The 18,565-nt window shown below is 63.8% G+C and carries 17 protein-coding genes and 1 pseudogene; 8 read left to right on the top strand and 10 right to left on the bottom strand.

Annotated features, from left to right (window positions below; all coding sequences use genetic code 11):
• Positions 1-69: 69 nt before the first annotated feature.
• The 3 genes from OKC41_RS03235 (at position 70) to OKC41_RS03225 (ending at position 6,605) form a co-directional block, all read left to right on the top strand.
• A complete protein-coding gene (locus OKC41_RS03235; RefSeq protein WP_270671746.1) occupies positions 70-2,868 on the top strand; it encodes a response regulator in 2,799 nt (932 codons plus the stop codon).
• Positions 2,869-3,007: 139 nt separating this feature from the next.
• Entirely contained in the window at positions 3,008-4,744 is a 1,737-nt protein-coding gene (locus tag OKC41_RS03230) for an ABC transporter transmembrane domain-containing protein (protein ID WP_270671745.1), read from the top strand.
• Between the two features lie 109 nt (positions 4,745-4,853).
• The gene (locus tag OKC41_RS03225) at positions 4,854-6,605 is read left to right on the top strand and encodes an ABC transporter transmembrane domain-containing protein (RefSeq protein WP_201893842.1); all 1,752 of its coding nucleotides are present in this window, start codon (positions 4,854-4,856) and stop codon (positions 6,603-6,605) included.
• A 54-nt stretch (positions 6,606-6,659) separates the two neighbouring features.
• On the opposite strand, the gene OKC41_RS03220 is transcribed toward OKC41_RS03225, so the two are convergent.
• Positions 6,660-7,841 carry a hypothetical protein gene (locus tag OKC41_RS03220; protein WP_042863940.1) on the bottom strand — a complete coding sequence of 394 codons (1,182 nt, stop codon included), beginning with the start codon at positions 7,839-7,841 and terminating at the stop codon, positions 6,660-6,662.
• Between the two features lie 428 nt (positions 7,842-8,269).
• On the opposite strand from OKC41_RS03220, the gene OKC41_RS03215 reads away from it, so the two are divergent.
• On the top strand, positions 8,270-8,743 hold the full coding sequence (locus OKC41_RS03215) for a DUF4442 domain-containing protein (protein WP_010674883.1): 474 nt from the start codon (positions 8,270-8,272) through the stop codon (positions 8,741-8,743).
• Positions 8,744-8,899: 156 nt separating this feature from the next.
• Here the strand turns inward: OKC41_RS03215 and OKC41_RS03210 are convergent.
• The 5 genes and pseudogenes from OKC41_RS03210 to OKC41_RS03190 all read right to left on the bottom strand — a co-directional run.
• Positions 8,900-8,974, bottom strand: a pseudogene (locus tag OKC41_RS03210) (ribosome-associated protein); the annotation flags it as partial.
• 147 nt (positions 8,975-9,121) lie between these two features.
• Positions 9,122-9,355 carry a ribosome-associated protein YbcJ gene (gene ybcJ, locus OKC41_RS03205; RefSeq protein ID WP_010674882.1) on the bottom strand — a complete coding sequence of 78 codons (234 nt, stop codon included), beginning with the start codon at positions 9,353-9,355 and terminating at the stop codon, positions 9,122-9,124.
• A 165-nt stretch (positions 9,356-9,520) separates the two neighbouring features.
• The gene (locus OKC41_RS03200; RefSeq protein WP_201893844.1) at positions 9,521-9,925 is read right to left on the bottom strand and encodes a MaoC family dehydratase; all 405 of its coding nucleotides are present in this window, start codon (positions 9,923-9,925) and stop codon (positions 9,521-9,523) included.
• The gene (locus tag OKC41_RS03195) at positions 9,922-11,709 is read right to left on the bottom strand and encodes a class I poly(R)-hydroxyalkanoic acid synthase (protein WP_201893852.1); all 1,788 of its coding nucleotides are present in this window, start codon (positions 11,707-11,709) and stop codon (positions 9,922-9,924) included. Before OKC41_RS03195 ends, OKC41_RS03200 begins: the two co-directional genes overlap by 4 nt.
• Positions 11,710-11,804: 95 nt before the next feature.
• Complete coding sequence (locus OKC41_RS03190) at positions 11,805-12,155, bottom strand: phasin family protein (protein WP_201893877.1); 351 nt, start codon at positions 12,153-12,155, stop codon at positions 11,805-11,807.
• 303 nt (positions 12,156-12,458) lie between these two features.
• Here OKC41_RS03190 and OKC41_RS03185 point away from each other — a divergent pair, with 303 nt between their 5' ends.
• The 3 genes from OKC41_RS03185 (at position 12,459) to pdxY (ending at position 15,328) form a co-directional block, all read left to right on the top strand.
• Positions 12,459-13,022: a hypothetical protein gene (locus OKC41_RS03185; protein WP_010674879.1), complete on the top strand. Its 564-nt coding sequence runs from the start codon at positions 12,459-12,461 to the stop codon at positions 13,020-13,022.
• A gap of 77 nt (positions 13,023-13,099) precedes the next feature.
• Positions 13,100-13,855, top strand: a complete 756-nt coding sequence (locus tag OKC41_RS03180; protein ID WP_201893854.1) for a DUF429 domain-containing protein — start codon at positions 13,100-13,102, stop codon at positions 13,853-13,855.
• Between the two features lie 609 nt (positions 13,856-14,464).
• The gene (gene pdxY / locus OKC41_RS03175; RefSeq protein ID WP_043155167.1) at positions 14,465-15,328 is read left to right on the top strand and encodes a pyridoxal kinase PdxY; all 864 of its coding nucleotides are present in this window, start codon (positions 14,465-14,467) and stop codon (positions 15,326-15,328) included.
• Between the two features lie 40 nt (positions 15,329-15,368).
• On the opposite strand, the gene OKC41_RS03170 is transcribed toward pdxY, so the two are convergent.
• The 4 genes from OKC41_RS03170 to cyaB all read right to left on the bottom strand — a co-directional run bounded on the left by OKC41_RS03170 (position 15,369) and on the right by cyaB (position 17,360).
• The gene (locus tag OKC41_RS03170; protein ID WP_201893856.1) at positions 15,369-15,677 is read right to left on the bottom strand and encodes an antibiotic biosynthesis monooxygenase; all 309 of its coding nucleotides are present in this window, start codon (positions 15,675-15,677) and stop codon (positions 15,369-15,371) included.
• A gap of 104 nt (positions 15,678-15,781) precedes the next feature.
• Complete coding sequence (locus tag OKC41_RS03165; protein WP_010674875.1) at positions 15,782-16,288, bottom strand: GNAT family N-acetyltransferase; 507 nt, start codon at positions 16,286-16,288, stop codon at positions 15,782-15,784.
• Between the two features lie 101 nt (positions 16,289-16,389).
• Positions 16,390-16,782, bottom strand: coding sequence for an NUDIX domain-containing protein (locus OKC41_RS03160; RefSeq protein WP_039038593.1), 393 nt, complete (start codon positions 16,780-16,782; stop codon positions 16,390-16,392).
• A 26-nt stretch (positions 16,783-16,808) separates the two neighbouring features.
• A complete protein-coding gene (gene cyaB / locus OKC41_RS03155) occupies positions 16,809-17,360 on the bottom strand; it encodes a class IV adenylate cyclase (protein ID WP_113070197.1) in 552 nt (183 codons plus the stop codon).
• A gap of 267 nt (positions 17,361-17,627) precedes the next feature.
• Between cyaB and OKC41_RS03150 the strand changes: the two genes are divergently transcribed.
• Complete coding sequence (locus tag OKC41_RS03150) at positions 17,628-18,473, top strand: DUF5718 family protein (RefSeq protein ID WP_201893857.1); 846 nt, start codon at positions 17,628-17,630, stop codon at positions 18,471-18,473.
• Positions 18,474-18,565 lie beyond the last annotated feature (92 nt).

Raw genomic sequence — 18,565 nt, 5'->3', positions numbered from 1 at the left:
TCACAGTTGGCCTCCGGCCGTGACCTGATGTCACCGGATGGCCGACCATGACATGAGAATCGAGACGGGATGAAGAGTGTTGCACGGGCCAATCGTGTTGTCTTTGGCCTTATCATCGTATCGCTGGTGGGCTTTTCTGCCTATTGCTGGCAGTTGCTCAGCCAGCAGCAGCGTGCCTTCGATTTGAGCGTGGCGGCTGAGATGGTGCTCAATCGGGTCAATACCGATACCGTCTATCTGCTGGGGCGCGAGAAGGCCAGCGATGGCAGCGTACAGCAGCGCCTGAGCCTGCTTTCCAGTCACCTGGACAGGTTCGTCAGGCTGGTGCACGAGGATCCGGAGTCGGTGGACGACCCCGGCTCCCAGGCGTTGCAGCGGGACATCGACGGTTATCTGCTGGATCTCGCCAGGCTCTACACCATGGAGATGACCATCGAGTATCTGGCTCCCCGCTTCCAGGGCCAGCTCAAGGCGTTGCAAGGCACCCTGCCGGTCGGTGAGGCGCAGTACCGCGACCTGACCGAACTCATGCGCCTGCACCACTACCTCAGACGCAGCTGGGATCAGAACGAGCAGCGGCAACTGCTGCAACTCCAGCAGCACCTGCTCGACCGCTATGGCGAGCAGCCGAGGGTCGCGGCCCTCGTTCGGCTGGGCCAGGAGTTCAATCAGCAGGTGATGGAGTACCATCGCCTGCGCAATCAGGTGGTGGAGATGAAGGGGCTAAGCTCGCTGCCCGCCTGGAAGCAGAGCAAGCTGGAGCGGGCCTCCTCCCTCAAGAGCCGCTTCTACCTGATGGTGCTGGGGGGGGCGCTGCTCTGCTTCTCGCTGGTGGCCGCGACCCTGTGGCGCCGCAACCAGAAGCTGAGCGAGCTCTCACGCCATGCCGCGCTGCTGGCCCAGGCCAAGAGCGACTTCCTGGCCAACATGAGCCACGAGATCCGCACCCCCATGAATGCCATCATCGGCTTCAGCGCCCTGGCACTGCAAACCAGCCTGGATCCCCAGCAGCGGGACTATCTCAACAAGATCAAATCCTCGTCGGACACCTTGCTGCTGCTCATCAACGACATCCTGGATCTCACCAAGGTGGAGTCCGGCAAGCTGACCCTGGAGGAGATCGACTTCGATCTCAGCGAGCAGCTCGACTCCCTCGCCGCCATGTTCGCGGATCTGGCGGAGCGCAAGCACATCGAGGTCATCATCAACAAGTCTCCCGCCGTGCCCGACTTTCTGCGCGGGGATCCGCTGCGCCTCGGTCAGGTGCTGGTCAACCTGGTGAACAATGCCATCAAGTTCACCGAGCGGGGCGAGGTGGAGGTGGCCATTACGCTCACCAGCCAGCATCCCATGCGGGTCTGTTTCAGCGTGCGGGATACCGGCATCGGCATCGCCCCGGAGAAGCAGGCCCAGCTGTTCCAGCCCTTTACCCAGCTGGAGGCGGGCAATACCCGCAAATATGGCGGCTCCGGGCTTGGCCTCAACATCTCCCAGCGCCTGGTGGGGCTGATGGGCGGGGAGATCACCGTGCAGAGCAAGCCCGGGGTGGGCTCCACCTTCCTGTTCGAGATCCCCATCTCCCAAGCGGTGTACGGGGTCTCGGGGCGCAGGGTCTTCTTCGATCACCAGCCCCTGATCCTGATGATGGATGACAACGAGCTGGTGCTGGAACTGGCCAAGGACATCCTGGGGCGGGCGGGGGCGTCCGTCATCACGGTCAACAGCCTCTCCCGCGCCCGTCAGGTGCTGCGGGAAGAGGGGCATCACATCCGCCTCGCCATCCTCGACTGGCGCATGGGTCAGGAGGATGGCCTGGACTTGGCCCTCGAGATGTACCAGCACAGCCAGTGGCGGCGCCTGCCTGTCCTGATGACCAGCGCCTGGTCCAGGGAGGGGCTGCACGGGCGGATGGAGAGCATGGGACTGACCCATTTCCTGGCCAAGCCCATGACCGAAAACGCCTTGCTGGCCAAGGTGGACGAACTGCTCAACGGCAGCTCCCATGACAGCAAGGTCCGCCAGGCGGAGGCCCAGGGGGATCAGCAGCAGTTCCGGGAGCTGCTGCGCGGCACCCGGGTGCTGCTGGCCGAGGACAACCGGGTCAACCAGCAGCTTATTCTGGAGTACCTGCGCCGGGTGGAGGCCAAGGTCACCGTGGTGGACAACGGCCGCGAGGCGGTGGAGCAGGTGGCGGAGCAGCCGTTCGACGTCATCCTGATGGATCTGCAGATGCCGGTGCTGGACGGGCTGGATGCCACCCACCAGATCCGCAAGATGGTGGACAAGCACGATGTGCCCATCATCGCCCTCACCGCCAGCGCCATGCCGGGGGACAGGGAGCGCTGCCTTGGCGTCGGCATGAACGGCTATGTCACCAAGCCGGTGAGCAAGCTCGATCTCTACAACAACCTGCTGCAATGGGTGAAGAGCAGCGGCGGGGAGCCCAAGGTGCCCATCGAGGTCAAGCCGCCGGCCCTCATGGGCGTGCTGGATCTGGAGGATGCCCTGCGCCGGCTGGAGCATGACAGGGAGGCGCTGCAGATCCTCTTCAAGCTGTTCCTCTCCGAGCACAAGGACGATCTGTGGGACATCCGCACCGCCCTGCGTCGCCAGCAGCCCGAAGTGGCGTGCCGCTTGCTGCATACCCTGAAGGGGGTCTCGGCCAACATCTCCGCTTCCCGCCTGCAACTGCTGGCCGGGGAACTGGAGTGGCGGCTGCGGCTGCAGGAGGAGCTGAGCGAGGGGGAGCTCAACCAGTTGCAGCAGGTCTTTACCCAGACCCGGGAGGAGGTCTCCCACTTCCTGCTCACCGGGGAGCAGCAGGAGTCGGTCGCCTTCCCGTTTTCGCCCCCCGACAAGCGGCTCTGAGGGAGGGCAAGATAGCAATCGTTCTCAAGTCACCCGCTTCAGGCTATGATGACCCACTCGTTCGCCCCCGCCAGGGGGCGATTGTATTGAGCTTCTCTTCACGATCACGCGGCAGCGCGCTGCGACCAAGGACTTCTCTGTGAGCGTATTTTTGCGGCTTGGCTGGTTTTTCAAGGATCAGTGGCGGCGTTATCTGACGGCCATCTCCCTTCTGATGATGGTGGCCCTGTTGACCGTGATCCCCCCCAAGGTGGTGGGTTGGGTGGTGGATGGCATCGCCAAGGGTGACCTGGACAGCGGCACCCTGACCGGCTATCTGGCAGGGCTGCTGGGCCTTGGCCTGCTCATCTACCTGCTGCGCTATGTGTGGCGGGTGATGCTGTTCGGTGCCTCCTACCGGCTCGCCTATGTGCTGCGCAACCGGCTCTTCACCCACTTCACCCGCATGAGCCCGGACTTCTACCAGCGCCACCGCACCGGGGATCTGATGGCCCACGCCACCAACGACATCCAGGCGGTGGAGATGACCGCAGGGGAAGGGGTGCTGACCCTGGTGGACTCCTTCATCGTCGGCATCCTGGTGCTCTCCATCATGTGCAGCCAGTACTCATGGCAGCTGACCCTGCTCTCCCTGCTGCCCCTGCCGGTGATGGCCTTCTTCATGAACCGCTTCGGGACCCAGATCTACAAGGAGTTCAAGGCGGCTCAGGGGGCCTTCTCCCGCCTCAACAACAAGACCCAGGAGGCCCTCTCCGGGGTGCGGGTGCTCAAATCCTACGCGGTCGAATCCCTGGAGGACGAGGGTTTTGCCGAGCTGACCCGTCAGGCGGGGGAGCGCAACATGGCGGTGGCCCGCATCGACGCCAAGTTCGACCCCGTGATTTACCTGTGCATCGGCTGCTCCTATTTTCTGGCGGTCGCAGGGGGCAGCGCCCTGGTGCTGCAAGACCAGCTGACTCTGGGGGAGCTCACCAGCTTCACCATGTACCTCGGCCAGCTCATCTGGCCCATGTTCGCCATCGCCTGGCTGTTCAACATCATCGAGCGGGGCAGCGCCGCCTACTCGCGCATCGAAAGCCTGCTGGGGGAGCGCAGCGACATCGAGGAGCCGGCCCATCCCGTGGCGCTGGCCTCGGCGTTTCCCCTGCGGGTGCAGGGGCTGGGCTACCGGCTGGAGCAGCGCACCCTGTTGCAGGGGGTGGATGTCACCCTGCAGGCTGGCGCCATGCTGGGGATAGTGGGACGCACCGGGGCAGGCAAGAGCTCCCTGCTCAAGCTGCTGATGCGCCTGGCCAACCCCACGGCCGGGGAGATCCGCATGGGGGAGGTGCCCATCTCGCAACTGTCGCTGGGTGAGCTGCGCAGCCAGTTTGCCTATGTGCCCCAGGAGCCGTTTCTGTTCTCCACCACCATCGCGGCCAACATCGCCCTGGGCCGCCCCGAGGCGAGCCGGGAGGAGATTGAGCGGGTGGCGCGCATCGCCTGCGTGCACGACGACATCAGTCGCTTCCCCAAAGGGTATGAAACCGAGGTGGGGGAGAAGGGGGTGACCCTCTCCGGCGGTCAGAAGCAGCGTCTGGCCATCGCCCGCGCCCTGCTGCTGGATGCCCCTATCCTGGTGCTGGATGACGCCCTCTCGGCGGTGGATGCCCACACCGAGCAGCAGATCCTGCTGGCCCTCAAGGCTCACAAGCGCACCCTGGTGCTGGTGAGCCACCGCATGACGGCGGTGGAGCAGGCGGACGAGATCCTGGTGCTGGAGCAGGGAGCGATCAGCGAGCGGGGCCGTCACGAGGCCCTGATGGCCAGGAACGGCTGGTACGCGGACATGGTCCGCTACCAGCGCCTGGAGCAGGACGTGGAGGAGAGCCTGTGAACAGGATGACAAGACCCCTGGTTTCCTTCACCCCCCGCCCGGCTCCCGTGAGCGGAGAGGGGAGCAAAAAGAGTCAATTCCCGTGGAACCTTGCGCTGGAGGCAAGTCTGTGAATCCAACCATCAAACGGCTGCTCGCCTACTGCGCCAGCTACCCCCGCTGGCTGGTGCAGGCGGGCATCTGCCTGCTGCTCGCCACCGGCGCCGAGGTGGCGGGCCCCTTGCTCATCAAGCTCTTCATCGATGACTACCTGGCGCCGCGCCGGCTGGAGTGGGGCATCATCGCCGCCCTTGCCGCCGGTTATCTGGGGTTGCAGGTGTTGTCGGCGGCCGGCTTCTACCTGCAATCCCTGCGCTTCAACCGCATCGCCCAGGCGGTGGTGCAGCGTCTGCGCGAGCAGGTGTTCGCCACCGCCATCCGCCTGCCTGCCCGCTATTTCGACAAGCACCGCTCGGGCTCCCTCATCTCCCGCATCACCAACGACACCGAGGCGATCATGAACCTCTATGTCCAGGTGATAGGGCTCCTGGTGCAAAAAGTGGTGCTCCTGTGCGGCATCCTGCTCTCCATGGCGCTGCTGGACTTGCGCCTGATGCTGGTGTGCGCCACCCTGCTGCCGGCGGTGGGGGCCGTGATGTGGCTCTACCAGAAACTGAGCGTGCCCGTGGTGCGGGCGACCCGATCCTTGCTCTCCGACATCAACAGCCGTCTCAACGAGTCGTTGCAGGGGATGCCGGTGATCCAGGCCATGGTGCAGGAGCGCCACTTCGCCAACGCCTTTGCGGGGGTGAACCAGCAGCACTGGCAGGCGCGGATCAAGAGCCTCAAGATCAACGGCATCCTGCTGCGCCCCCTCATCGATCTCTTCTACATGATGGTGCTCATCGGTCTGCTGGCCCTGTTTGCCCACGAGGGGCTGAGCACGGCGGGGGCCATTCAGGTGGGGGTGCTTTACGCCTTCATCAGCTATCTGGGGCGGATGATCGAGCCCCTCATCGAGATGACCAACCAGCTCAACCAGTTGCAGCAGGCCATGGTGGCGGGGGAGCGGGTATTCGCCCTGCTCGATGAAACCCGCGAGAGCACCGTCGGGGAGGTGCGCCCCCTGGAGGGACGGGTACGCTTCGACGGGGTGGGCTTCTCCTACGACGGGGAGCAGCAGGTGCTGCAAGATGTGAGCTTTGCCACCCGGCCGGGCCAGATGCTGGCGCTGGTGGGCCACACCGGCAGCGGCAAGTCCACCATCATCAGCCTGCTGATGGGCTTCTACCCCCTGGATCGGGGGAGCATCCACTTCGATGATCACCCCATGAACGGCCTGGCCCTCTCGGCGGTGCGCCGCAGCATCGGCCTGGTGCAGCAGGATCCTTTCATCTTCGTCGGCACCCTGGCCGAGAACCTGCGCCTTGGGCGTGACGGCATCGAGGATGGGCGGCTCTGGCAGGCCCTGGAGGAGGTGCAGCTGGCCGATTTCGTGCGCCGCCTGCCCGATGGCCTGGCCACCCTGATGGAGGAGGGGGGCAAGAACCTCTCCGCCGGCCAGCGCCAGCTGCTCTCCTTTGCCCGCGCCCTGGTGGGGGATCCGCGCATCCTCATCCTGGACGAGGCGACCGCGAGCGTGGACTCCCAGACCGAGCTCGCCCTCTCCCAGGCGCTCTCGGCGGCGCGCCGTGGCCGCACCACCATCGCCATCGCCCACCGTCTCTCCACCATTGTGGATGCCGATGAAATCCTGCTGCTCTCCCGCGGGTGGGTGAGCGAGCGCGGCACCCACGGCGAGCTGATGGCGCTGGGGGGGCATTATGCCCAACTGTTCGAGATGCAGAGCCAGGGGGCCTGGCTTGAAGAGAAACGGGCCTGAGGCCCACCTAAAAAAACAGCCGGCATCTGCCGGCTGTTTTTTTGACTGGCGGGGTTACACCGTGGCCTTGCTGCGGCTGACCAGCTTGGGCTCCAGGGGCGGGAAGTCATCGTTGAAGAAGGTATCCGCTTCTTCAATTTGTGCCTTGCGCTGCTTCTGGATGAAATTGTCGAAGTCACGCTTGATCTCGGGGTCCTTGAGGGCCTCGTAGTCGAACACGTTGGCGGCATAGAGGTAGTTGAAGTAGATGTCGACGAACTCGGCGCTGGCACAGGCGGAGGTGAACTTGCTGTTCTGGCGGTCGAAGTTGACGCGGTACTGCTTGATCTTCGGCACATAGACCAGTTCGTTGCCCACCTTGAACACTTCCACCGTGACCCCCACCGTGATGGTCTTGTAGAAGTCCTTGTTGTTCTCCACCCCGAAGCGGATGGCATCCCCCTGCTTTTGCAGGAACTTGTTGAAGCTGGCCAGCGCCGTGGTGCCCTGGCTCACCACCACGTCCATGATGAAGTTGATGAAGTCGGTGGCGATGCTGAGCCCCTTGATGTGGCGGCTGTAGCTCTGCTGATCGATCTTGCTCGGCCCCATCAGGGGGATCTTGGAGAGGGCCCTGGCCCAGAGATCCGCGTCCGTCTTGTACTGCTCGCCATAGGCTTCGGCGTAACGGTTGATGTAGGCGGTGACCACGGAGGTGATGGCGATGAGGTAGGCCTTCTGCTCCGCCAGCTTGGCCATGACGGCGGGATCGTCCAGCAGCTCGTTGGCCACGATGAACTCCACCAGGCCGTCCTTGTCGGCATAGGGATCAGTGCCCACCGCCCGGACGGTGTCGGGCAGATTGACGTCGTTGAAGAAGGCCTCGGCCTCGGCGAACTGATCATGGTTGCTCAGGCGGTTGGCCGGTGCCTCGCGCACCAGCTGGCAGAGCACCAGCTCGGCCTCGTAGTCCGACTCGCGCCACAGGGGGGCCTGCAACTGGTTGCCGAAGGTCTTCTTGTAGGCGAGGTTGAAGTCAAACAGCACCGAACTGCAGCCGCAATCCATGGCGAAGTCGACGGTGTAGCTCAGCGGCCCGGTGGGCAGGGGCTTGCTCATCTTCCCCTTGGCGCTGAGGTTGGCATAGCACTTGAGGTACTCCCGGCCAAACAGCTCGTAGGCACGGTTGTTGTTGAAGTTGAGCTGGAAAGTACCGGCGCTCTCGCCCCCGTTGAACAACTGTTGCACGTGACTCATCTCTCTATCCTTATGGTGAGATTGGTAGACGGGTTGACCCGGTGCCGAGTGGCTACTTCCGGGCCAGCAACAGCCTAGCGAGGGAGAGGGGGTTTGGTTACTGCGAATAATCCCAGTGGCGGGGGCGGGATCCTGGGCTAGCCCCCTGACGGGGAGTATTTCTCGTTGTGTTTCATTCGGATATGGCTGTCATGGTCCCGTCATCCGGGGCGGGACCTTGATAAAAATCGGAAAAAGGGGAAAAGAGAGGCGACCCGGGATCAGGAAAGGCCGGTTTTATCATTTGCCAGGTAAATAGAACCCAGCCATTGCATGAATTTTGCAAATACCCTTTGGGGGGCCGCTCACAGGGATGGCACGGGAGGCTTGTCTATCGGGAAGCAGGCTGGCAACATTTGCTTCACATTCACTCATCGGATCAGTTTGCAATGGACCTGCAACGCCTCAAAGCCAACCTCGCCCTGCGTCTGTTCGCCTGGCGCTACATTCCCGTCATTGGTTTCTGTGCCCCCGTCATCGAGCAGATGGACGCCAGGGCGCTGCGCATCCGCATTCCGCTGGGCTGGCGCACCCGCAACCACCTGGGCAGCATGTATTTCGGGGCGCTCGCCACCGGTGCCGACCTGGTGGGAGGGCTCCTGGTCATGGAGAAGGGGCGGGCGCGGCGCAAGAAGGTGCATTTCGCCTTCAAGGATGTGCAGGGGGAGTTTTTGAAGCGCCCGGAGGGGGACGTGCAGTTTGATTGCGCGGCGGGGGAGCTTATCGACGCCATGATCGACGAGTCCTTGGCGAGCGGGCAGCGCATCAACCGCCCCATCCAGGTGGTGGCCACCTGCCCGTCGCGCAACGGCGACGAGGCCATGGCCCGCTTCGTGCTGACCCTCTCCATCAAGGCAAGCTGAAGGTCCGAGGGCGCTTGGCGCCCTTGTTCAAGCCGGGATCAGAGGATCTCGGGACTGATCCCTTCCTTCACCACGGCCTTCATGCTTCATGCCGTTGAAGTTGACCATCCGCTCGGCCACTGTGCTGGGAAGCGCTTGCGTGGCAGGGCGTCAGGATCAGAGGATCTCGGGGCTGACGCCTTCTTTCACGACCACCTTCATGCCATTGAAGTTGACCACCTGCGCGGCCACTGTGCTGGGTAGCGCTTGCGTGGCAGGGCGTCAGGAGCAGGGGATCTCGGGGCTGACGCCTTCTTTCACGACCACCTTCATGCCGTTGAAGTTGACCACCTGCTCGGCCACTGTGCTGGGAAGCGCTTGCGTGGCAGGGCGTCAGGATCAGAGGATCTCGGGGCTGACGCCTTCTTTCACCACCACCTTCATGCCGTTGAAGTTGACCACCTGCTCGGCGACTATCTTGCAGCGTTTGCGGGTCTCGACCTGACCGTCCACTTCCACCAGGCCCTCGGCGACCAGCGCCTTGGCGGCACCGCCACAATCGGCCCAACCCTGATGCTTGATCAGGTCACACAAGGCAACGAAGGGGTGACCTTCGAGCAGAAACGTCTCCATGGGAAATCCTCTAGCTGGATGAATGGCTGAAACAGCGGGGGCTCATTCTAGGCAGTTAGGCGGGGCAGGGAAAGGGCCCGGGTCGAATTGCCCCGAAAAAGGGGCGAGCACAGGCAAAAAAACCAGCCCGACCGGGCTGGTTGTGTCTCTGGGGGCCACTGGCGCTCAAGGGAGTTTCACCACCGCTTCCCCCGTCACGGCGAGGGCGCCGCCCTGGGTGAAGATGCGGGTGGCCAGGGTGGCGATGGGCTTGTCGCTTCGAAGGGCAATCACCTCCACCTCCGCCGTCACCTCGTCCCCCACGAACACCGGCAGCTTGAAGCCGAGGCTCTGGCCCAGGTAGATGCTCCCCTTGCCCGGCAACTGCTGACCGAGCAGCCCGGAGAAGAGGCTCGCCAGCAACATGCCGTGGACGATGGGGCGCTCAAACACGGTGCTGGCGGCAAAGGCCGGGTCCAGGTGCAGGGGGTTGAAGTCCTCCGACAGCGCGGCGAAGGCGGCCACCTCCGCCGCCCCGAACCGCTTGGTCAGGCGAGCCTTCTGGCCCACATCGAGGGGTTGTGCGCTCATGCGGGTTCCTCTTCTTGCTTCCTGACGCCAGCAAACACCGGATTGAGCCGTACCTTGACGTAGCTGCCGGGGGCCGCCTCCAGCCCCTCGACAGGCTGCCGGGCGGGGACGGGCTCTGCCTCGTCACGGTCTTTGATAAAGCGCATCATCTCGGGCCACCAGGAGCCGCTCTGGTGGGTCGCCCCCGCCAGCCACTGCGCCGGGCTGTCCGCCTCGGCCTCGCTCTGCCAGAAGCCGTATTTATTGGCATCCGGCGGATTGATGATGCCGGCGATGTGCCCGGATTCGGCCAGAATGAAGCGCCGTTCGCCCCCGAACAGCGCCATGCCCTGCCAAGTTCCCTGCCAGAGGGCGATATGATCGTCCACGGCGGACACCAGCAGCACCGGGGTCTTCACCTTGGCGAGATCGATGCGGGTGTTGCGGATCTTGAGCTCCCCCTTCACCAGCTGGTTTTCCAGGTAGAGTCGGCGCAGCAGGCTGTTGTGGCTCTTGCCCGCCACGTTGGTGCTGTCGCTGTTCCAGTGCAGAAGATCGAACGCCACCGGGCTCTGGCCCTTGAGGTAGCTGTCGATGTAGTAGTTCCAGTAGAGGCTGTTCTCTCGCAGCAGACTGAAGGAGACCGCCAGCTGGCGCCCGTCCATGATGCCCCTGGCCTCGTTCTGGGCTTCCAGCGCCGCGATGATGGGCTCGTGGATGAAGATGCCAAGCTCCCCGGGCTGGGAGAAGTCCAGCAGGGTGGTGAACAGGGTGGCGCTGCGTACCCGCTGCTTCTGGCGCCGCGCCGCCAGCCAGCCCATGGCGAGTGACAACGCAGTGCCACCGATGCAGTAGCCGATGCCGTGCACCTCCCGCTCGCCGGTGGCCGCCTCTACGGCGTCCAGGGCGGCGATGACACCGTCCACCACGTAGTCGTCGAGATCGACCTGCCCCTGTGCCACCCCCGGGTTGCGCCAGGAGATCATGAAGACTGTCTGCCCCTGGGCGACCAGCCAGGCCACCAGGGAGTTCTGGGGGCGCATGTCCATGATGTAGTACTTGTTGATGAAGGGGGGCACGACCAGCACCGGGGTCTTGCCCACCGTCGCCGTGGTCGGGCTGTACTGGATGAGCTCAAAGAGCTCGGTGCGCAGCACTACCCGGCCCGGGGTGGTCGCCAGATCCCGGCCGAGCTCGAAGGCGGACTCGTCGGTCAGGCGGATGTTGAGGTGATCGGCGCTGCGCTCCAGATCTTCGGCCAGGAGCGCAAGGCCGCGCACCAGATTCTGGCCGTCGGACTCCAGGGTGAGCTTGAGCAGCTCCGGGTTGGTGGCCAGGAAGTTGCTGGGAGCCATGGCGTTGACGTACTGGCGGGTGAAAAAGCGCAGTCGCTCCCGGCTCTTCTCGGGCACGCCATCCAGGGCATCCACCGCCGCCAGCAGGTGTCTTGCGGTCAGCAGATAGGATTGCTTGAGGTAGTCATAGAGGGGTTGCTCGCTCCAGGCGTCGGCCTTGAAGCGGCGATCGCTGCGATCCGGGGTGATCACCGGTTCGCTCGGCTGGCCTGCACTCTTGAGCAGGGTGTGCTGCATCAGCTTGAGCTGATCCTGCCACCAGTTCATCTGGGACTGGATCAGCTGCCAGGGCTGCTGGCTGCCCTGCTCCAGCACCTTGCCCAGATCGTCCAGACTGGTCTGCAGCAGGGCCTGGGCCGTGCGCTCGGTCTGGGCTCTGGCCATGGTCAGCAGCTTGTCGTTGTAGTGGGCCAGGGCCTCGAACAGCGGGCCGTAAGATGATTGGCTCATGTGTTCTCCTTCACCCACGCCCGGGGCGGGCACTTGCCCGTTCTGTCGAGTCGTGGGGAGATGTGGCTGCCCGCAAGACGGGCAGCCAGGGGTTATCAGGCCTTGCCCGTGCTCTTCTTGATGCCGTCCGCGGTCAGGGCATCCAGCTCTTCCTTGAACTGCTGGCCGAGGGCGTTGAGCTTCTGGATGTCATCCAGCATCTGGCGGGAGAGCTGGCTGGTGCTCTCCAGCTGCACGGTGCCGAGGGCCGCCAGGCTCTGGGCATCCTGCACCTTGCCGACGGCCTGCAACTGGTTGAGCCCCAGTTCGGCGTAGGCATTGGCGGACGCCAGTTGCAACCGGGTCAGCTGTTCGATGTTGCTGGCCAGCAGCTGGTTGTAACGGGTGAGGGGGGCGGCAAAGCCTTGCATCTGCTCGGTAAAGCTCTTGATCACGTCCATATTCATCATGGGTCTCCGGTTCGGCAGAACACTGTTTTTGCGGGTCAATCGACCCTTCTTGCGGGTACAGCACGTCATCCCTGTGTTACGTGTTGTTTGCTCTGTTCAAACACACGTTTGAGCATTCTGCAACCAATCCACCTTTGGTGTAAATGACATAAATGTTAGTTTCTGTTTGAATTTTCCAATCCGCCGAGAGAGCCATCCCCGGATTCAGACGAGAGGTGACGCAGGGCAGGGGTCGGGGTCTCGTCCCTCGGGGCCTGCGCTGGTACCCTTGAGCCACACCCTCTTCACAAGGAATCCCCGATGAAACCGTTCGCCCTGCTGCTCGGCTGTGGTGCCCTGACCCTCGCCGGTGTCGCCCAGGCCAGCACGCCGGTCCAGATCTCCCTGCCCGGTGTCAACCTGCCCTCGTCCAATCAGGTGGAAGGGGCACGGGCTTCCTTCCTCTACGGCCGCACCGGCCAGGTGAAGGGGATCGATCTGCCGGTGTTCGCCCTCTCCGATGTGGATCAGTTCACCGGTCTGCAGCTTGGTGTGTTCTTTGGCGCGAGCCGGGTGCGCCACCAGTTTGGCGGGGTCGCCATCAACGCCGTTAACTGGCACGAAGGGCAGGATACCGGCCTCAATCTGGGCTTCGTCAACCTGACCAACAATGTGAAGGGGCTCAACTGGGGGGCGGTCAACATCGCCCAGGGCAATGCCCTGGCCAACGTCGGCTTCGTCAACTATGCCGAACGCACCACGTTCCAGCTGGGATTCGTCAATGCCACCAAGCACCTGGACGGCTTGCAGATTGGCCTGGCCAACTACGCCGAGAACGGCATCTTCCCCATTCTGCCCCTGATCAACTTCAAGAAATCCTTCTAGGGACCAACTTGCCCTTGCTTTAGGAGGGGCAGCTATTACCCTGTGCTCCATCAAGGCTGCACAGAGGTAACAGGGGCATGACAACGGAACACATGGACGCCATCGGCATCGGCTGGGACGTGAGGGGCTGGCAGGGCAATGCCCAGGCGGTGGCGGTGGTGGGTTGGCAGGCCCGGGAGTCGCGTCTGCACTGGCTCGGGATCTCCCCCCTGTTTCGCCTGAGCTCCCGGGTCGCGCCGGATCTGGATGCCCTGCTGCGCCCGGCCCTGCAAGACGAGGTGGCGCTGATGCAGGTGCTGGCCTGCCCGCGCCTTGCTCTCGGCATCGATGCGCCCCTGGCCTTTCCCCGCGCCCTCGCCGATCTGCTGGCGGGGCGGGGGAGCGGCTTTCCCGTGCCCCAGCGGGAGATTGACAACCTTTACGCCTACCGGGATTGCGAGCGCTGGCTCCATCAGCATTATGGCAAGAAGCCCCTCTCCGCCACCTTCGACAGACTCGGCAACAACGCCACCCTGGCCCTCTCCATGCTGCCGCGCCTCGGGGATCTGCAACTGGTGCCAAAACAGGCGAGGGCTGCCGGGCGCGCGGTGCTGGAGGTCTATCCCGCCCTGGCCAAAATGGGGGGCAAAGCCTCTGCGGTGCGGCCCGAGCTGCAACCCCACCTGCCAGCAATCCTCATCCCTGGAACGGATCCCTATGATGCCGCGCTCTGCGCTCTGATGGCCCTGCAATTTGCGGCCGAAGGGGCCGTCACCTCGCTGCCTGCTCTGGTGGACCTGCCGGAGGAGATGGCACCGGACGAAGGCTGGGTCTACCACTTCGCCCGGGATTGAGACGCCCAAGGGCACCGCGCTCCCTCTGATGACTGCTGGCGACTTGCTGTCGCCACTTCGTATGGCTTGCCGTTGCCACGGTGTCAGGCAAGGGTAGGGCGCCTTTGTCCTGTGATCTTCCGACGTCTCCTTGACCCTTGCCGTTGTTGCCTTATTTTGCGACTGCCGACTGCCGACTGCCGACTGCCGACTGCCGACTGCCGACTGCCGACTGCCGACTGCCGACTGCCGACTGCCGACTGCCGACTGCCGACTGCCGACTGCCGACTGCCGACTGCCGACTGCCGACTGCCGACTGCCGACTGCCGACTGCCGACTGCCGACTGGCGCCTTGTCATCGGACCTCATCCTTGATCCCGACTGTTCATGGTTGGTTGAAAAATCACCTTGTATGCCATCAGACAAGAGGCGTACAAGTACATTTATCACCCCGCAGCCGCGGGCAGATGGCTCCAGGGTTGTGCAGAAACAGGGTAGCGGCGGTCAAATATGCGGCAGGTTAGGCCTGCAGAAGCATAAATAGGGAGTCAGGGCGTTAATTGCTGGAAGAGCCGTCTCTTCATCCGATATATTGCCTCTTTTCCTCAGGTTTCTTGTGCGGTGGTGTCGATGAAACGCATTCTCTCTATCCAGTCCCACGTGGTGTTTGGCTGTGCCGGCAACAGCGCCGCCGTGTTCCCCATGCGCCGTCTCGGCATGGAGGTGTGGCCCATCAATACGGTGCAGTTCTCCAACCACACCCAGTACGAGGCGGGTTGGCAGGGAATGGCGATGCCGGCGGGCCACATTGCCGCCCTGTGCCAGGGGCTTTGCAATATCGAGGTGCTGGCGCGCTGCGATGCGGTGCTGAGCGGCTATCTGGGCTCGGCGGAGCAGGGGGACGAGATCCTGGCGGTGGTGGCGGCGGTGAAGCGAGCCAATCCGGCGGCCCTCTATTTCTGCGATCCCGTGATGGGGCATCCGGAGAAGGGGTGCATCGTCGCCCCTGGCGTCACCCGCTTTCTCACCGAACAGGCCCTGCCGGTGGCGGACATCATGGCCCCCAATCTGCTGGAGCTGGAGACCCTGTGCGATGTCCATCTGACAACCCTGGCCCAGACCCGGGTCGCCGCACACCAGTTGCTGGAGAAGGGGGTGAAGATGGTGCTGGTCAAGCACCTGGGTCGCGCCGCCAGCGTCCCCGGCCGCTTCGAGATGCTGCTTGCCACCCCCGAGGGAGACTATCTGATCGCCCGTCCCCTTTACGATTTCGCGCGCCAACCGGTGGGCGTGGGGGATCTCATCAGCGCCCTGATGCTGGCCAACCTGCAGGCGGGGTATGAGGGGGTTAGCGCCTTCGAGCGCACCAACGCCGCGGTGGATGCGGTGCTGCGACAGACCTGGGAGGCGAATGCCTACGAGCTGCAGCTCATCGCGGCCCAGAGCGCCTTTGCCGAGCCGCAGATTGCCCACAGGGCCGAGCGCCTGGCCTGACGCCATTGATCAGCCCGTGACGGGACGAGCTGATCAAGGCTCAGCTTGCGGCACTGATCGGTGTTGCATCCTGAAAATGTTCGACCCTGGGGAAGGGGTCGTAGAAGTGGTGCAGCAGGGCCTTCCACTCCTGGTACTGAGGGGAGCCCCTGAACCCCCGGGTGTGATCTTCCAGCCGCGCCCACTGCACCAGCAGCAGGTAGTGATGGGGATCGTCCAGGGCACGCTGCAACTGGTGGCCCAGATAGCCGGGCATGGCGCTGATGATGTGCTGGGCCCGGGCGAAGGCCTGCTCGAAGTCAGTGGCCTTGCCGGGAAAGATCTGCAGATGGGCGACTTCCAATATCATGATGGCTCCTTGCCGATGAGTCTGATTGAACCAAAAACCTATGTGCGCCGAGCCTTGGAGGGGGCAAGACCGGCACGCTGTCCGATCTTGCCAGGCCGTCTGCCTCAGAGCTGCTTGTAGAAGAACTGGGTGGCGGCGAGGGTGCCGTCCCCATTGCGGGCGAAGTCCGGGATCTGGCCGGCCTCCTGATAGCCGAGCTGGCGATAGAGGCTGGAGGCCACGTCGCCGACCCGGGTATCCAGCACCAGCAAGGTACGCCTGGCGTCCCGGGCCCCTTGCTCCATGGCGTTCATCAGGGCGCGGCCCACCCCCTTGCCACGGGCCTGGCTGTGGACCATCAGCTTTTCCACTTCGGCCCTGTGGCCCCCGTTGGCCTTTGTGCACAGGGAGAGCTGCAGGGCGCCCACCAGATGGTGCTGATCGAACGCCACCCAGAGCTTGCGCACTCCATCCGCCAGCTCCCCCTCGATGCCTTGCCAGTACGCCAGCCCCTGCTCTTCCTGCAGGGGAGGCAGAAAGCCCACCGAGGCACCGCTGGCCACGCAATCTTGCAGCAGGGCGATCAGCGCCGGTTTGATGCCTCTGGTGCTCTCGACCTCAAGGATCTCCATTGAATGTCCTCATCTTCTCTCTTGGCCCACGTGGGGGATTAACGTCTCGGGCGCGGACTCTCCTGCCGGTGCCATTATCATCCGGTCAGGTGCGCCGTCTCTTAATGGATCAGTCCCTGCGCTGCCAGCCACTGGAACAGCAGGCGGGAGACGGGGGAGACTTCGGCCAGGTGGCGGCTGTCCAGCCAGCGCAGCTCGGCGATCTCCGCCGAGGCGACGGGCGTGCCGTCGGCGTCCCCCGTGTAGCAACGCAGATTGACATTCACCCCTTGCGGCTTGCCGTCCGCCTGGGCGCTGAACTCGCAGGCGAACGCCAGGGTGTCGGGTTTCAGGGTGACCGCGAGCTCTTCCTCAATTTCACGAACGAGGGCCGCCTCGTCGCTCTCGCCCGGCTCGCGCTTGCCCCCCGGAATGTAGTAGATGTCCTTGCCGTGGGAGCGGGCGCACAGCAGTTGTCCCTCCTTGAAGGTCAACCAGGCGAGTTTGTCGATCATGGGCAGATTCCTCTTGTTGCCGCTTGTCAAAGGGGGGCTCGCTGCTCGCACAGGGTGCGATAGGAGCGGGTTTCCCGCATTTCGGGCGCCAGTCCCAGCTGGCTAGCCAGTGCCAGCAACTGCGCGCGGTAGGCGGGCAGGGCGGCCTCGTCGTCAGTCATGATGGCGAGTTCGGCAAAATCACCGACACCTGCCAGGTGATCCACCGTGACGTGGAAGGCCCCCAGAAAATAGATGCTGCGCCGCTTGTCGATGGTCAGCACCGGCTGGTAGCCCAGGGTGCGCACCATGCTGGCGGCCTTGTCGGCGTCGGTGATGTTGACCGCCTCGCAGCGATCGGGTCCGGGCCCTTTGACTATCCAGAGCCGGATGCCGCTGGGGGCCATGGTGCGGATGATCAGGCTCTTCTCTGCCCGAGCCAGGGCGCCGTCTGCCGTGTCGAAGTAGCAGTCCTGCTCATGATTGTCCGCCACCATCACCTCGGGGCCGAGGGCCGTGAGGGTATGCACAAAGGCGGCGCTGTCCGTCAGGCGGTATTTGAACTCCACCTCGAAGCGCCCCTGAAAGTGGGTGGTCATGGCCTTGCGACGGCTCCCGAACGGCAAATGAATAGGGCAGCCTAGCAAAAGTGCCGGGCTCTCCCAAGCATCGGGATCACAGCTTCGCATCGACTGCCGACTTTATGACCAGATGGTGAGGGAAAATCCGCCCTGGTGCACAGCTTGTGGCCCGGTGGCTGGGCGCCGTACGGGGGCTGTGCTCTAATAAGCTCCCTCTTTGGCGGTATTGCCGCCCTGAACAACGACAACGAGGCGGCGGCCCCGGCCGCGCCAGTGGAGCCACAGATGCAGATCACCTCACAGACCCCCTTTATCGGACTGGGCGTGGCGGGCAACTTCGCCGGTCACCTGGAGCAGGCAGGGGAGGCGGCGGATTTCGTCGCCGTCAAGGTTGACGACAAGGTCGCCCCCAAGGCGCTGTTCCCCTTCTATGTGCCGAACCATCCCGGCCAGCTCGGGGTCTTTCCCCTGAGCGGCGAGGCCATCTTCCTGCCGGAGGCGGCGGTGAGCGGGGACGAAAAGGTGCAGATTGAACCCGAGGTGGCACTGTGGTGCGAGCTGGAGTACACGGGGGAGCAGGTGGTGGCCATCCATCCCAAGGCGTTTGGCGCCTACAACGACTGCTCCATCCGTCGTCCCAACGCCAACAAGATCAGCGAGAAGAAGAACTGGGGTGAAGAGAGCAAGGGGCTGGCCGCGAACCTGCTGCCCCTGACCCACTTTGCCGCAGGATGCGAGCTCGATGACTACCGCATCGCCTGCTACCTGGAGCGGGACGGTGAGCTGCATCCCTACGGGATCGACAGCGCGGCGGTGGATTACAGTTATTTCCACGGTCAGTTGCTGGCGTGGGCCATCGACAAGTTCAACCATCAGCAGGACGAAGGCCCGGCCGAGCATATCCAGGGGCTGCTGGCCCAGGCGGGATGCCCGGCCCATGCACTCATCAGCATTGGCGCCACCCGCTACACCCCCTTTGGCGAGACCCACTTCCTCGCTCCCGGTGACACCGCCTGCGTGGTGGTCTACCCCGCCAGTCGCTACAGCGAGCGCGATATTCGCGAAGCGATCGCGACCCGCCGCGTTGGCGCCGACGTCTCTGTCCTGCTCCAGGCGGTCAAGACCCGCTGAACCCGATGCCTTCCCAACCAGGGGAGGCATCCTCATTTTCTTTATGCCTGCGCACACCCCATGCTGGCGTCATGACATGACCAGCCGGAGGA

Source organism: Aeromonas sp. QDB17 (genome assembly GCF_027705305.1).
Taxonomy (GTDB): Bacteria; Pseudomonadota; Gammaproteobacteria; order Enterobacterales; family Aeromonadaceae; genus Aeromonas; species Aeromonas caviae.
Note: the sequence above shows the minus strand (reverse complement) of the source record. Positions and strands in the feature narration are given on the sequence as shown.

Coding starts and splice junctions, on each gene's coding strand:
- OKC41_RS03150 (WP_201893857.1), top strand. CDS start 17,628: ATGCAGATCACCTCACAGACCCCCTTTATCGGACTGGGCGTGGCGGGC.
- OKC41_RS03185 (WP_010674879.1), top strand. CDS start 12,459: ATGAAACCGTTCGCCCTGCTGCTCGGCTGTGGTGCCCTGACCCTCGCC.
- OKC41_RS03235 (WP_270671746.1), top strand. CDS start 70: ATGAAGAGTGTTGCACGGGCCAATCGTGTTGTCTTTGGCCTTATCATC.
- OKC41_RS03215 (WP_010674883.1), top strand. CDS start 8,270: ATGGACCTGCAACGCCTCAAAGCCAACCTCGCCCTGCGTCTGTTCGCC.
- OKC41_RS03190 (WP_201893877.1), bottom strand. CDS start 12,155: ATGAATATGGACGTGATCAAGAGCTTTACCGAGCAGATGCAAGGCTTT.
- cyaB (WP_113070197.1), bottom strand. CDS start 17,360: ATGACCACCCACTTTCAGGGGCGCTTCGAGGTGGAGTTCAAATACCGC.
- OKC41_RS03220 (WP_042863940.1), bottom strand. CDS start 7,841: ATGAGTCACGTGCAACAGTTGTTCAACGGGGGCGAGAGCGCCGGTACT.
- OKC41_RS03165 (WP_010674875.1), bottom strand. CDS start 16,288: ATGGAGATCCTTGAGGTCGAGAGCACCAGAGGCATCAAACCGGCGCTG.
- OKC41_RS03180 (WP_201893854.1), top strand. CDS start 13,100: ATGACAACGGAACACATGGACGCCATCGGCATCGGCTGGGACGTGAGG.
- ybcJ (WP_010674882.1), bottom strand. CDS start 9,355: ATGGAGACGTTTCTGCTCGAAGGTCACCCCTTCGTTGCCTTGTGTGAC.
- pdxY (WP_043155167.1), top strand. CDS start 14,465: ATGAAACGCATTCTCTCTATCCAGTCCCACGTGGTGTTTGGCTGTGCC.
- OKC41_RS03200 (WP_201893844.1), bottom strand. CDS start 9,925: ATGAGCGCACAACCCCTCGATGTGGGCCAGAAGGCTCGCCTGACCAAG.
- OKC41_RS03170 (WP_201893856.1), bottom strand. CDS start 15,677: ATGATATTGGAAGTCGCCCATCTGCAGATCTTTCCCGGCAAGGCCACT.
- OKC41_RS03195 (WP_201893852.1), bottom strand. CDS start 11,709: ATGAGCCAATCATCTTACGGCCCGCTGTTCGAGGCCCTGGCCCACTAC.
- OKC41_RS03160 (WP_039038593.1), bottom strand. CDS start 16,782: ATGATCGACAAACTCGCCTGGTTGACCTTCAAGGAGGGACAACTGCTG.